We start from the raw sequence: 13,248 nt of genomic DNA, 5'->3' as shown, positions 1-13,248 counted from the left end.
CGATTAGTCATCAAGATGTTGAATGGCATAGTTTGCTTCTTCTTTTGTAAATCTATCGATTCTAGGAGAAGTTAGCATGTTATAAATTTCCGTTTTTGATAAATTACTATATTTTCTATGTTGCCTTGCTTGAGCTAAGGCATTTGCCTTATAATTTGCATTCAAATGATTGATAGCATATTGTGCAGTGTCACTATTAAAACCTTTAAAAATTAATTGATCATAAATTCCTTTTTTTGACAAATAAAGTCTGTTATAACTTTGTGCTTCCTTTAAAGCTGCTGAGTATGGATTCCCATCTGCTGGTTTTGGTTGCCACACACCATCGTATCCTACATAGTAACGGCCTCCATCTACCCATTTGTTCCTAGCCATTTTTCCATCTGATTCAACATAGTAACGACCGCCATCTACCCATTCATTTTTGGCCATCTTACCATCTGATTTATAATAATAAGCTCCTACCCATTTATTGCGAACATAGCTACCTTCTGATGGTAGATTAAGTTTTTGAATAGCATAGTTAGCTTCTTCTTTCGTAAAGTTATCAAGATTCGGAGAGGTCAGCGTTCTATAAATTTCTGATTTAGATGAAGTACCATATTTTAAATGTATTCTTGCTTGAGCTAAGGCATTTGCCTTATAATCTGCATTCAAATGATTGATAGCATATTGTGCAGTGTCACTATTAAAACCTTTAAAAATTAATTGATTATAAATTCTTTTTTTTGACAAATGAATGCTGTTATAACCTTGTGCTTCCTTTAAAGCTGCTGAGTATGGATTACCATCTGCTGGTTTTGGTTGCCACACACCATCGTATCCTACATAGTAACGGCCTCCATCTACCCATTTACCCATTACCATTTTGCCTTCAGAATCAACATAGTAACGGCCTCCATCTACCCATTCATTCTTGGCCATCTTACCATCTGATTTGAGATAATATTTACCTATCCATTTGTTGCGAGCGTAGCTTCCTTCTGCTGTTAGATAATAATAGGATCCATAGTTTTTATCATAAAACCAGTCACTTTTAACCATCTTTCCATCAGAATCAACATAATAACGACCACCATCTACCCATTCATTTTTGGCCATCTTACCATCTGATTTTAGATAGTAATTACCTACCCATTTGTTGCGAGCGTAGCTTCCTTCTGCTGTTAGATAATAATAGGATCCATAGTTTTTGTCATAAATCCACTCAGCTTTAGCCATCTTACCATCTGATTTAAGATAGTAATTGCCTACCCATGTGTTGCGAGCGTAGCTACCTTCTCCTGTTAAATAATAGTATGACCCATAGTTATTGTCATAAAACCATTCATTTTTAGCTCTTTTCCCGTCTGATTTTAGATAGTAATTACCTACCCATGCGTTTCGAGCGTAGCTACCTTCTGCGGTTAGATAATAATATGAACCATAGTTTTTATCATAAATCCATTCACTCTTAGCCATTTTACCATCTGATTTAAGATAGTAATTGCCTACCCAAGCATTTTGGACATAGTTTCCCGAAGCATTTAGATAGAAATAAGAATTAGCTTTTTTATCAAAAATCCACTTATTAGTAACTTTAGTACCATTTTCATAGTACGATGAGCCTACCCAACCAGACTGAGCTGTAGATTTGGACTTATCCTCTTTAGGACTTGTATTTTTAGGTTTCTCAGCAGGTTTTTGTGCTGGTGTTTTCGGTTTCTCAGCAGGTTTTTGTGCTGGTGTTTTTGGTTTCTCAGCAGGTTTTTGTGCTGGTGTTTTTGGTTTCTCAGCAGGTTTTTGTGCTGGTGTTTTCGGTTTCTCAGCAGAATTTTGCGCTGGTGTTTTTGGTTTCTCAGCAGGATTTTGCGCTGGTGTTTTTGATTTCTCAGCTTGATTTGACGCCGAAGTTGTATTCTCTTTTACAACCTTACCATTTTTAGATGCATCCTTTTCTTGAGCAGAAACATGCTGAGCCGAAAAAGGAAAGTCTCCAGTTGTATCTGATAATGCAATAAGTCCCAGTGTTGCAGTTGCTAAGCTGGTTACTAAAATTTTTTTTGATTTTTTCATAAAAATCTCCATTATTTTAATGATTTATACTTATAGTATACCATATATTTAATTTTGCTTTCAAATCAAATATTAAATATTCACAAATAAATCTAAAACTTAATTGAAAACCTATAGTTATATCACTTCCAACTCATACAAACCTCTGACTGCGTTACAGCCATAGATAGCTTCTGCTTGGTTCAGGTCTTCCAAAGTCATAATTTTCTCTTTTGCCTGTCCTGTTTCCAGCAAATGCTGACGGTAAATTCCTGGCAAAATTCCAAGACTGGTAGGCGGTGTGTAGAGTTTACCAGCGATTTTCAGAACTATATTCCCGATAGACGTTTCCAATAGCTCTCCTACCACATTATGGTAAATGATTTCCTGTTCCCCTAAGCTCAAGTGCGGTCTGTGAGTGGTTTTGAAGTAGGTAAATGATTGATTCAAATCTGCTTCTTGCAGACAAAGTTTGGCTTTGCAGAAACTTGGACTGAGGGGTGCTAAGATTTGGCGACTGAGTTCCATCTCTCCAGACTTGCTGGTAATAATTCGCAAGCGGTAGTCTTGATTATCATCACAAACTTGACACTCTTCCTCTATCTTTTGTCTCAGTTTTTTTGGATCAAAAGGAAAGGCAAAATAACGACTCGCTTTTGTCAATCTTTCCAGATGTTGATCTTCAAATAGTAAGTTCTTCTGACTTATTTTCCCAGTTGAAATCAGTTTGAAACGAGCTTGTTTACGATAGAGAACAGCCGCCTTTTGATGAACCTCTCGGTATTCAGATTCCCAAGTGCTGTCCCATGTAATGCCTCCGCCAACACCATAGACGGCTTTTCCTTGATGCAGTTGAATAGTCCGAATGGCGACGTTAAAAATCCGGCGCCCATTTGGAAGTAAGAGACCAATCGTTCCGCAGTAGACTCCGCGTGGTTGGGGCTCCAAGTCCTTAATAATTTCCATGGTCGCAATTTTGGGAGCTCCTGTGATGGATCCACATGGAAAGAGCGAACGGAAGATTTCAACTAGGTCCACATCCTCTCGCAACTGACTCTTGATGGTCGACGTCATCTGCCAAACGGTTGAATACTGTTCCACTTGGCAAAGACGCTCCACGTGCTCACTCCCCACCTCAGAAATACGGTTCATATCGTTGCGCAAAAGATCCACAATCATCATATTTTCAGAGCGATTTTTAGGATCCTGTTCTAGCCAGCTAGCTTGGGCAAGGTCTTCTTGGTCAGTCACTCCCCGCTGGGTTGTTCCTTTCATTGGGCGAGTCGTTAATTCACGGTCATTTTGCTCAAAAAAGAGCTCTGGGCTCATGGAAATCACCGCCATCTCGTCATGTTCAACATAGGCATTGTAGCCCGCCTCCTGTTCTACCACCATGCGATTGTAGATGGCAAAGGGATTGGCACTTAGGTCTTGCTTGAGTTGGACAGTGTAGTTGACCTGGTAGGTATCCCCCTGACGCAAATGATGGTGAATCTGAGCAATCGCCTTTTCATAGTCTGTCGCAGATGTTACTTCTTGCCACTTTGAAGGCAGATCTACTTCCTCATAAGTCAGAGGAATAGGCGATGTTTCTACCCTATCATGAACTGTAAAATATAGCAGATACTCGCCCAGTAAAGGAGCTTTATGAACTGCTAATTTCTCCTCAAATGCAGGTGCAGCCTCGTAACTAACGTAGCCCACCACATAATAGCCTTGCTCTTGGTAGCTTTCCACTTGTGCTAGCAAATCCGCCACTTCTGATAAATCTCTCGTTTTTAACTCTTTAATCGGCTGGGTAAAAGTGTATCTCTCCCCCAAAGCTCTAAAATCAATCACTGTTTTTCTATGCATATCTTAAGTATAGCACAAAAAAGCCGACCTAGAACAGCTAAATCCAGCTTTGTTTACTGATTTCTATAACGAAAAAAATTCTCTACCTTACTTTTTCTACTTTTGGCAATTTTCCTTCAGATGGCGTCCCTTCTTCTTGTAAAAACTGATCTTATTTGGAGCACTTTACACAAAAATTCAACAAAAAAAGAACAGAGGAAGTCCTGGTATCTATACCATTTTTCCTCTGTCTTTTACTTTTCTTCTGTTACTACAGAATAAGTTCACGACTTTCTGATAGAATCTTGTGGATACTGCGCACGCGCACCTCCAATGAGTTTTGGGCGACTTGCAAGAGCCGTTACATGGGCATGCCCAATTTCTCTCAAAAGAGGGCGAATCGGAACCTGAACATGCTTGACATGCATGCCAATCGCAGTATCTCCGATATCCAATCCAGCATGGGCCTTGATAAATTCAACCTCAACTGGATCCCGCATAAACTTGAAGGCTGCCAACTGACCGGAACCTCCTGCATGAAGTGTAGGAAGGACACTGACGATTTCAAGACCAAGCTGCTCTGCCACCTGACGTTCAACAACGAGGGCTCGATTGACATGTTCACAACCTTGAACGGCTAGATGAATTCCTTTTTCCTCTAAGATATCTAGGATGGTCTTCACAATGATTTCCCCAATTTCTTGACTGGATTCCTTACCAATCTGACCACCTATCACCTCACTAGAAGAAAGGCCCAAAACAAAAATAGTTCCTTGCTTCAAATTAGCCTTTTCTAATACATCTTCTACAATCTGGCTTGTTGCTCTTTGAATGTCTTTTTCCTTCATACTTGATACCTCTTTTGTCACTATCTATCATATCTTTTTTTACTGATTTTATCAAGGCCAACTAATCATTCTGAATTTTAAAAGCAAAACTCCCAGAATGAACTGGGAGTTAACTTGTTTCAATTTTATTAATGCATATTTCAACTGTCGTCCCTTTTTCGGGTGCAGAATTGATCTTCATCTGGTAATTGTCTCCAAAATGAAGTTTGAGTCGTTGGTTGACATTTTGAAGGCCAACTCCTCCACGTTTGAGCTGACTTTGACTACTATCGCTAGTAGCTTGGAAACCAACACCATCATCCTCAATGCGGATGACAAGCCCTATATCCTGTCTCTGAACAGAAACTTTAATATGGCCCTGACCTTCCTTCTCCTTAATACCATGGTAAAGAGCATTTTCTACAAGAGGTTGCAACACCAACTTGGGTAAGACTAGGTTACCAAAAGCAGGTTCTTCAGCAATCTCATACTCCAGCTTATCACCATAGCGTTGTTTCTGGATAAAGAGGTACTGGCGTACATGATTGATTTCATCAGAAAGAGAAATCAAATCCTTTCCTTGATTGAGCGCCAAGCGGAAATAGGTTGCCAAGGACTTGGTCACCTGAACCACTCGCTGACTATCCTGAAATTCAGCCATCCAGATGATAGTGTCCAAAGTATTATAGAGGAAATGGGGGTTAATCTGGCTCGACAGTGCTTGAAGTTCATACTGCCGGGTTGCTTCTTCCTGCCTGCGCACATCTGCCATCAACTGATCAATCTGATCCAACATAGCATTAAACTGGCGAGTCACTTCTCTCAGTTCATAGGCGCCAGCTTCCTTAGCACGCAGATTTTGTGTACCAGAAGCAATTTCCAGCATGGTTTCTCTTAGGTCCTTCAAAGGGGCAATCCAGCGTTTGAGACTGAACCACACCAAGCAGAGACAGGCAAGAAGAGATAAGGCACTAGCACCAAGCAAGGTCCACATGAGTTGACTCCGAACCTGGTCTAACTTCTCCAACGAAGACACGCCTATAACCGTCCAATCAGTTCCTGCAATCTTTTCCTGACTGACGTAGGATTGATGGTTCAACGTATAGCCCTGCCCCGTCTCAATGTAGGGTTTCATGGCCTCCATTTCACTCGCTGAGCTATAGACAGTACGTTTAGGATGGTAGACAAATTCATGATTTTCATTGATGATAAAGGCAAAGCCCTGCTGGCCCAACTGGAGTTGGTTGAGATAGGCTTCCAGAGTTTCGTAGGAAATATCTAATCGAAGCACACCAAGATTTGCTCCCTTTGCATCAACAAGTTCCTGAGTGACAGAAATAACCCACTGACTATCCGATTTACGAGCTGGGGTCAAAACTGGCTTAGCTCCCTGATGAATGGCCTTTTGGTACCAATCCTCAGCCATCATATCTGAGGAAGTTTTCATCTGCACACTGTCATCAGTGGAAATGACCTGACCAGACTTGGTTACCAAAACCACCGTTTTCAAGTCCTGGTCAGCCTTTAAGATGGTCAAAAACAGATCTCTGATTCCCTTGGCTTGGACTTGGTTAGGATTCTCAGCATAGGCCAACACATCCTTCTGCTGGGTCAAACTGGTAGAGGTGGTTTCTAATTTTTTGATATAAGATTGAATAAAGTGGCTAGTTTGGTTAATGGTCGTTTGGCTATTACCCTCGATAGTAGCCTCAATGGCTGATGAACTAGATTGATAGTAGAAAGTCCCAACCAGAGCTAGGAGAATGAGAAAGACCAGAAAGATGGAAATAACCATTCTGACTAAAAGAGAAGAACGCTTCATCGGCCTTCCCCTTTCTTAAACTGACGAGGTGTCACACCTGCAATCTGTTTAAAACGTTGAGTAAAGTAGTTCATATCTTCAAAACCAACCTTTTCGGCTATCTCATAAATCTTTAAATCCGTGGTCAGAAGCAAGAGCTTAGCTTGTTTGACACGCTCTCTTACCAGGTAATCCTGAAAAGGTAAGCCCAACTCTTTCTTAATTAAGGAACTCAGATAAGTCGGACTAAAACCTAGGTCACTGGCCAAAGACTTCAAGCTAAACTGACTGTCAGCCAGATGAGACTGGATCTTCTGAGCCAGGTTTCCTTCAAACTTATCGGTTAATAAATCTTGTAACTGCTCTTCTTTTTCTTCCTTGTCTAGTTTTTGCTTGATTTTCCCCAACATTTCCTCAATATCCTGACGAGAAAAGGGCTTGAGCAGGTAGTCATCCACACCGAGTTTGACAGCAGACAAGGCATAATCAAAATCATCGTAGCCCGTCAAAAAAACTAGATGCAACTGAGGATAGGTTTCTCGTACCAGACTGGCCAACTGGATGCCATTTAGCTGAGGCATATTGATATCAGTTAAAATGATGTCTGGCACCTGCTTTTGAATCAAATCCCAAGCCTGTCTTCCATTTTCAGCCTGACCGATGATTTCCATATCATAGGCTGCTACATTGACCAGCTTGGTCAATCCTTGTCTTACCAGATACTCATCTTCTACGATTAAGATTGTGTAGGTCATGCTCTGCTCCTTTACCACTTACTAGTATCAGTATAGCAAAATTCTCCACTAACTGCTTAGGAAAGACTTCTTAATCTACATAATCTAGTAAATAAGCATAGCCTTTTTCTGCCATTTGGTCTTTGGGAATAAAGCGGATAGAGAGACTATTGATACAGTAGCGCAAGCCCCCCTTGTCCTGAGGCCCATCTGTAAAGACATGGCCAAGGTGAGAATCTCCAACTCGGCTTCTCACTTCCATACGCGTCATATTGTAAGACTTATCTTCCTTGTAGGTGACAACATCTGGACTAATTGGTTGGGTGAAACTAGGCCAGCCACAACCAGACTCAAACTTGTCCTTTGATGAAAAGAGGGGTTCGCCAGTTGCCACATCCACATAGATACCAGATTCAAATTTATCCCAGTAGCGGTTTGAAAAAGCTCGTTCTGTTTGATTTTTCTGGGTAACTGCATACTCCTCAGGTGACAAGGTCTTTTTCAATTCCTCATCGCTTGGTTTAGGATATTTGCTGGCATCGATGACGGGATAGGCAGCCTGATTGACATTGATATGACAGTAGCCATTTGGATTTTTCTTGAGGTAGTCTTGGTGATAATCCTCCGCCACCACAAAATTCTTCAAGTTTTCCTTTTCAACTGCCAGAGGTTGGTCGTATTTCTTAGCAACTTCATCAAAGACTTGGTTGATTACTTCCAAATCCTTTTCATCTGTGTAATAAACGCCGGTACGATACTGGGTCCCCACATCATTTCCTTGTTTATTTTTGCTGGTTGGATTGATAATGCGGAAGTAATGAAGCAGGATTTCCTTGAGGGAAATTTGATTAGCGTCGTAGGTGACATGGACGGTTTCCGCATGACCTGTTTGGTTAATCAATTCGTACTTGGTTGTTTCCCCTCTACCATTTGCATAGCCTGAAACGGCATCGGTTACTCCAGGCACGCGTGAGAAGTATTCCTCCACTCCCCAGAAACATCCCCCAGCTAGATAAATTTCGTGCAAGTCTGCATCCTTACTCACTTCAGTTTTTTTCACTGTTTTTCCTCCTTGGCTAACGGATGCTTTCTCAATTTGCGAGCTGTCTGTCTGCCCTGCATTTCGCATCAATAGAAAATAGAAACCGGTTAGGACTAGGAGAATGACCCCTGCCAAGACAAAAAGTTTTACTTTATCATTCATAGCCTTTCTCTACCCCATTTCTTTCAATTCTTTCAAAATCATATCCTTATCCATAAAACCTGGTTGCGTTTTGACCAGCTTGCCTTCCTTGTCTATAAAGGCTTGAGTCGGGTAAGAACGGACACCATAACTTTCCAAGAGTTTACCTGATGGATCAATTAGAACTGGGAAATTTTTATAATCCAAGCCCTTGTACCAATTCTTAAAGTCCGCTTCTGCTTGTTCACCTTTGTGACCAGGAGAGACCACTGTCAAAACTACATAGTCATCACCAGCATCCTTAGCGATTTCATCGGTATCTGGAAGACTGGCTAGACAGATGGAACACCAAGAAGCCCAGAATTTAAGATAGACTTTCTTGCCCTTGTAATCAGATAAACGATAGGTCTTACCATCTACTCCCATCAGTTCAAAATCAGCAACCGCCTGACCTTTAGTCGCAGTTTGTGAACTAACTTGTTCTGTTTTGGATTGCTCCTTCATAGTAGACTCGTCTGACATGTTTTTAGCCGAACAGGCTGCCAAGCAACAAATTGAGCCTACTCCAAGGAGACATGTTTGCCATTTTTTCATTTCTTTTTCCTCTCTATTCAAATAATGTAGTCAAAATGGAAGCATTTCCCAAAAGCACCAAGATTCCCATCAGGATAATGAGGAAACCACCCACTTTTTTGAGGATTCCGAGGTAAGGATGCAGTTTTCGGAAATGTTTCAAAACATAGCTGGAGGCGAGAGCTAGAACTAAAAATGGTAGCGCCAAACCCAGCGTGTAAACCAACATGAGACCAGCTCCCTGCCAAGCACCTGAGCCACCTGAAGCCGCTAAGGCCAAAACAGACCCCAGAACCGGCCCTACACATGGCGTCCAAGCAAAACTAAAGGTCAACCCCAGTAAAAATGCCTGACTATAGCCGTTAGCGTTTTGATCCTGTCTCTTTAATTGTAGCCTTCTTTCCTTGTAGAGCCCCTGCAAATGTAGGACTTCCATCTGGTGTAAGCCCAAGAGAATAATAACCGCACCCGTCACATACTGAAACCAAGAAGCATACAGCAAATTGCCTAAAAAACCAGCTCCATAACCCAGTAAGATAAAGATAAAAGAAATCCCCGCTATAAAGGCCAAAGTTCGCAATAAACTAACAAGTGAGATTGAAAATTTTCCACTAGAAGCCTGAGCATCATTCTTATCATCCAATAAGACTCCTGCATAGACTGGCAACAAGGGTAAAATACAAGGAGAAAAGAAGGAAAGAATTCCAGCAAGAAAAACACTGATAAAAAAGATTACATTATCCATATCTTTTCACCCTTCTTTTTTTGATAAGTCTATTATAATTCCCAACTCTAAGAAAAAACAGGGACAATGATAGGGGAAAATAGGAATTTAATCAGGTTATTTAGAAACCTTGCACAAAAAAAGCCAGACAAGGTCTGACTTTGGTAGTTACAGAAAAGAAAATCACCTGTCTACCCTACTTATCTGGTAATAAATAAGGTCCGCAACGTAGTCTTTTCTCTCCACACCATTGGCAATGGTTTTTAGATAGGACATTCCCGCTTTTTCCATCACACGGCCTGAAGCTAGGTTGAGACTGGCGTAACGAGCTCTGACTTTTTGAAAACCTGCTTGAGTAAAACAAAAATCTAACACAGCTTTCAAGGCCTCTGTCATCATACCTCGGCCCCAAAAATTTTTTCCTAAAACATACCCAATTTCACAACTTAAATCTTCCTCGTGCATTTCAATGATGCTGATATCTCCTATCACATGCTCTGGGTTCTCTTTGAGACAAATAGCCCATTTGTAATAGTTGGGATTGTTATAGGATGCAACCCAATTTCGAATCGAGTTCCGAGTCACCTCGACATCAGGATGAGGATCCCAAGTAACATAGGTCAGATTCTCAGCAGACGAAGCCCAATTTTGAAACATGGCTTCCGCATCACTCTCCACAAATCTTCTTAAAATCAAACGGTCTGTCTGTAATACTTGCGTACCAATAGATTTCATGATGTTACCTCGCTTTCTATGCTTAAGGCTCAAGCTAAAAAGGTTCAACAGAACCTTCCTCACTTCCTTGTTTACGTGCTCGGAGTAAAAAGACTAAACTCAGTTACAACTAAAAAACAAGTGTTTCATCTAGTTACTTGACGCAGTCGCTGTCTGGTTTGAAATGCGCTTTACCAAGCTTTTTCAAACCTAGTCATCGTTGCGGGGGTGAGACAAGGAAAATCGAACTCTACGAGTTACCGAATCTACCTCGTTTTCCTGTTTCTAGACTCGGGGTAAAAAGCCCCCCGGACCTTCCTCGCTTTCTCATTTCTAGGCTCAGGGTAAAAAGACTATACTCAGTAACAGCTAGAAAACAAGTTTTTCATCTAGTTACTTGACGCAGTCGCTGTCTGGTTTGAAATGCGCTTTACCAAGCTTTTTCAAACCTAGTCATCGTTGCGGGGGTGAGACAACGAAATCGAACTCTTCGAGTTACCGATTTCTGTCTCACTCCCAAAAGTCATCAAATACGGTGATTGGTAGGTGGCGTTTGTGTTGGCCTTTGTACCACCAGTTTTCGATAGTCGCTTGAGCTTCTGGGCTGATTGTTTTGCCTTCAAGGTAATCATCAATTTCATTGTAAGTGACTCCAAGTGCGACTTCGTCTGCAATACCTGGTTTTTCTTCTTCCAAATCTGCTGTTGGGATTTTTTCATAAAGAGCTGGGTCTGCACCAAGTTCCTTCAAGAGTTGTTTCCCTTGGCGTTTATTGAGGCGGTAAAGAGGGAGAATATCTGCACCACCGTCACCAAACTTTGTAAAAAAGCCTGTGATATTTTCCGCAGCATGGTCTGTTCCAATGACGGCTCCGCTATGGGCACCCGCAAGGGCATATTGGGCAATCATACGACTACGAGCTTTAATATTGCCCTTGTTAAAGTCTGAAACAGGACTTCCTGTCGCTTCGACTGCAGCTGTCATAGCATCAGCTGATTCCTTGATATTCACAACCAAGCTGACATCTGGCTGGATGAAAGCGAGGGCTTTTTGAGCATCTGCTTCATCAGCTTGCACGCCATAGGGCAGACGGACAGCGATAAATTGGTAGCTGTCATCTCCTGTCTCAGCTCGCATTTCTTCCATCGCTAATTGTGCCAAGCGCCCTGCCAAGGTTGAGTCTTGTCCTCCAGAAATCCCTAGTACAAAGGTTTTAAGGAAGGGGTGTTTTTTCAAGTATCTTTTTAAGAAGTCAATCGAACGACGAATTTCTTCCTGAGAATCAATCACTGGTTTGACGCCCAGTTGCTGGATAATGGTCTCTTGCAAACTCATTCTTCTTCTCCTTCACCAAGGGCTTCTTTGCGCATCTTATCAATCAAGTCCATCTTATCTTGCCAAATATCACGGGCCAAATCTACTGGGTAATGTTGCGGATTGAGCACGCGCTTGTATTCATCCCATAGCTTGTCAAATTCCTTACGGGCATAATCCTGAATCTCAGTCAAACTAGGCAAGCTGTAAACTAATGTTCCTTCTTTGAAGATGTCCACCAAGAGAGGAACAGCATCAAAATTACGAACGGTCTTCTTGATGTAAGTATAGGTCGGATGGAACATTTTGATTTCTGTCATGCTGGCAACATCCACACCGTCATAGGTGATGTAGTCACCTTCTGACTTGCCTTTTTCACGACTGGTGATGCGCCATACTTGCTTCTTACCTGGTGTCGATACTTTTTCAGCATTGCTTGAAAGCTTGATGGTATTGCGCATCTTACCAGTTTCATCTTCGATAGCTACAATCTTATATACTGCTCCAAGAGCTGGCTGGTCATAGGCTGTAATCAGCTTGGTACCCACCCCCCAAACGTCAATCTTAGCGTGTTGCATTTTGAGGTTAAGGATGGTATTTTCATCTAGGTCATTGGAAGCATAGATCTTTGCCTCTGTGAATCCGGCCTCGTCTAGTTGCTGACGGACTTTCTTGGAAATGTAGGCAATATCCCCAGAGTCGATACGAACGCCTTTAAAATTAATCTTGTCTCCCAGTTCACGAGCAACCTGAATGGCAGCTGGCACACCGATGCGAAGCGTATCATATGTATCTACTAGAAAGACACAGTCACGATGGGTTGAAGCATAGGCCTTAAAGGCCTCATAGTCGTTTCCATAAACCTGTACCAAGGCATGGGCATGAGTACCCAAGACAGGAATGCCAAAGAGCTTCCCTGCTCGCACATTGCTAGTCCCGTTGGCTCCACCAATCACAGCTGCGCGTGTTCCCCAGATAGCTGCATCCATTTCTTGCGCACGACGTGTTCCGAATTCCATCAAGGGTTCATCTTCGATAACCGAACGAATACGTGCTGCCTTAGTCGCTATCAAGGTTTGAAAGTTAACGATGTTTAAGAGAGCCGTTTCGACCAACTGGCATTGGGCTAGAGGGCCTTCCACCTGTACAATCGGTTCATTAGCAAAAACAAGGTCCCCTTCTTGGGCAGAACGAACCGTCAACTCCAACTTGAAATTGCGGAGATAGTCCAAGAATGCCCCATGATAGCCAAGCGACTCCAAGTAGGCAATATCGCTATCTGAAAAGCGCAAGTCTTTAAGATAATGTACAATTCTTTCCAAACCAGCAAAAACTGCATAGCCGTTATTAAACGGTTGCTGACGGAAATAAACTTCAAAGACCGCCTTTTTATTGTGAATTCCTTGGTCAAAGTAAACTTGCATCATATTGATCTGGTACAAGTCCGTGTGCAATGTCAAACTATCATCTGGATACATCTGTTTTCCTTCTTCCTTCTTTACAAAGGTATG

Annotated in this window: 11 protein-coding genes; all 11 read right to left on the bottom strand. The window is 41.9% G+C overall.

The annotated features are described in order from the left end of the window. Positions 1 to 3 precede the first annotated feature (3 nt). Complete coding sequence (locus O3622_RS06145) at positions 4 to 2,055, bottom strand: Ltp family lipoprotein (protein WP_371607212.1); 2,052 nt, start codon at positions 2,053 to 2,055, stop codon at positions 4 to 6. A 117-nt stretch (positions 2,056 to 2,172) separates the two neighbouring features. Beyond that, positions 2,173 to 3,888: an aminodeoxychorismate synthase component I gene (gene pabB, locus O3622_RS06140; protein WP_371607211.1), complete on the bottom strand. Its 1,716-nt coding sequence runs from the start codon at positions 3,886 to 3,888 to the stop codon at positions 2,173 to 2,175. 263 nt (positions 3,889 to 4,151) lie between these two features. Continuing rightward, a complete protein-coding gene (locus O3622_RS06135; protein ID WP_371607210.1) occupies positions 4,152 to 4,715 on the bottom strand; it encodes a TIGR01440 family protein in 564 nt (187 codons plus the stop codon). Between the two features lie 109 nt (positions 4,716 to 4,824). After that, positions 4,825 to 6,516 carry a sensor histidine kinase gene (locus tag O3622_RS06130; protein WP_371607209.1) on the bottom strand — a complete coding sequence of 564 codons (1,692 nt, stop codon included), beginning with the start codon at positions 6,514 to 6,516 and terminating at the stop codon, positions 4,825 to 4,827. After that, positions 6,513 to 7,250 carry a response regulator gene (locus O3622_RS06125; RefSeq protein ID WP_371607208.1) on the bottom strand — a complete coding sequence of 246 codons (738 nt, stop codon included), beginning with the start codon at positions 7,248 to 7,250 and terminating at the stop codon, positions 6,513 to 6,515. The genes O3622_RS06130 and O3622_RS06125 overlap by 4 nt, the downstream gene beginning before the upstream one ends. A gap of 70 nt (positions 7,251 to 7,320) precedes the next feature. Then, on the bottom strand, positions 7,321 to 8,433 hold the full coding sequence (msrB, locus tag O3622_RS06120) for a peptide-methionine (R)-S-oxide reductase MsrB (RefSeq protein WP_000998591.1): 1,113 nt from the start codon (positions 8,431 to 8,433) through the stop codon (positions 7,321 to 7,323). Between the two features lie 9 nt (positions 8,434 to 8,442). Continuing rightward, positions 8,443 to 9,006 carry a redoxin family protein gene (locus tag O3622_RS06115; protein WP_000759253.1) on the bottom strand — a complete coding sequence of 188 codons (564 nt, stop codon included), beginning with the start codon at positions 9,004 to 9,006 and terminating at the stop codon, positions 8,443 to 8,445. Positions 9,007 to 9,019: 13 nt separating this feature from the next. Next, positions 9,020 to 9,730 (bottom strand): thiol-disulfide oxidoreductase-associated membrane protein CcdA2, encoded by a 711-nt coding sequence (ccdA2, locus tag O3622_RS06110; protein ID WP_049519258.1) that lies wholly within the window; start codon positions 9,728 to 9,730, stop codon positions 9,020 to 9,022. A gap of 162 nt (positions 9,731 to 9,892) precedes the next feature. Beyond that, positions 9,893 to 10,444: a GNAT family N-acetyltransferase gene (locus tag O3622_RS06105; protein WP_084881725.1), complete on the bottom strand. Its 552-nt coding sequence runs from the start codon at positions 10,442 to 10,444 to the stop codon at positions 9,893 to 9,895. A 489-nt stretch (positions 10,445 to 10,933) separates the two neighbouring features. Further along, positions 10,934 to 11,758, bottom strand: a complete 825-nt coding sequence (gene nadE, locus O3622_RS06100; protein WP_371607207.1) for an ammonia-dependent NAD(+) synthetase — start codon at positions 11,756 to 11,758, stop codon at positions 10,934 to 10,936. Next, positions 11,755 to 13,215: a nicotinate phosphoribosyltransferase gene (locus O3622_RS06095; RefSeq protein WP_371607206.1), complete on the bottom strand. Its 1,461-nt coding sequence runs from the start codon at positions 13,213 to 13,215 to the stop codon at positions 11,755 to 11,757. The genes nadE and O3622_RS06095 overlap by 4 nt, the downstream gene beginning before the upstream one ends. Between the last annotated feature and the right edge of the window lie 33 nt (positions 13,216 to 13,248).

The sequence above is a fragment of the Streptococcus sp. 27098_8_51 genome (assembly GCF_041432205.1).
Classification (GTDB): domain Bacteria; phylum Bacillota; class Bacilli; order Lactobacillales; family Streptococcaceae; genus Streptococcus.
The sequence above is the reverse complement of the archived record's forward strand: the minus strand, read 5'-3'. Positions and strand labels throughout refer to the sequence as shown.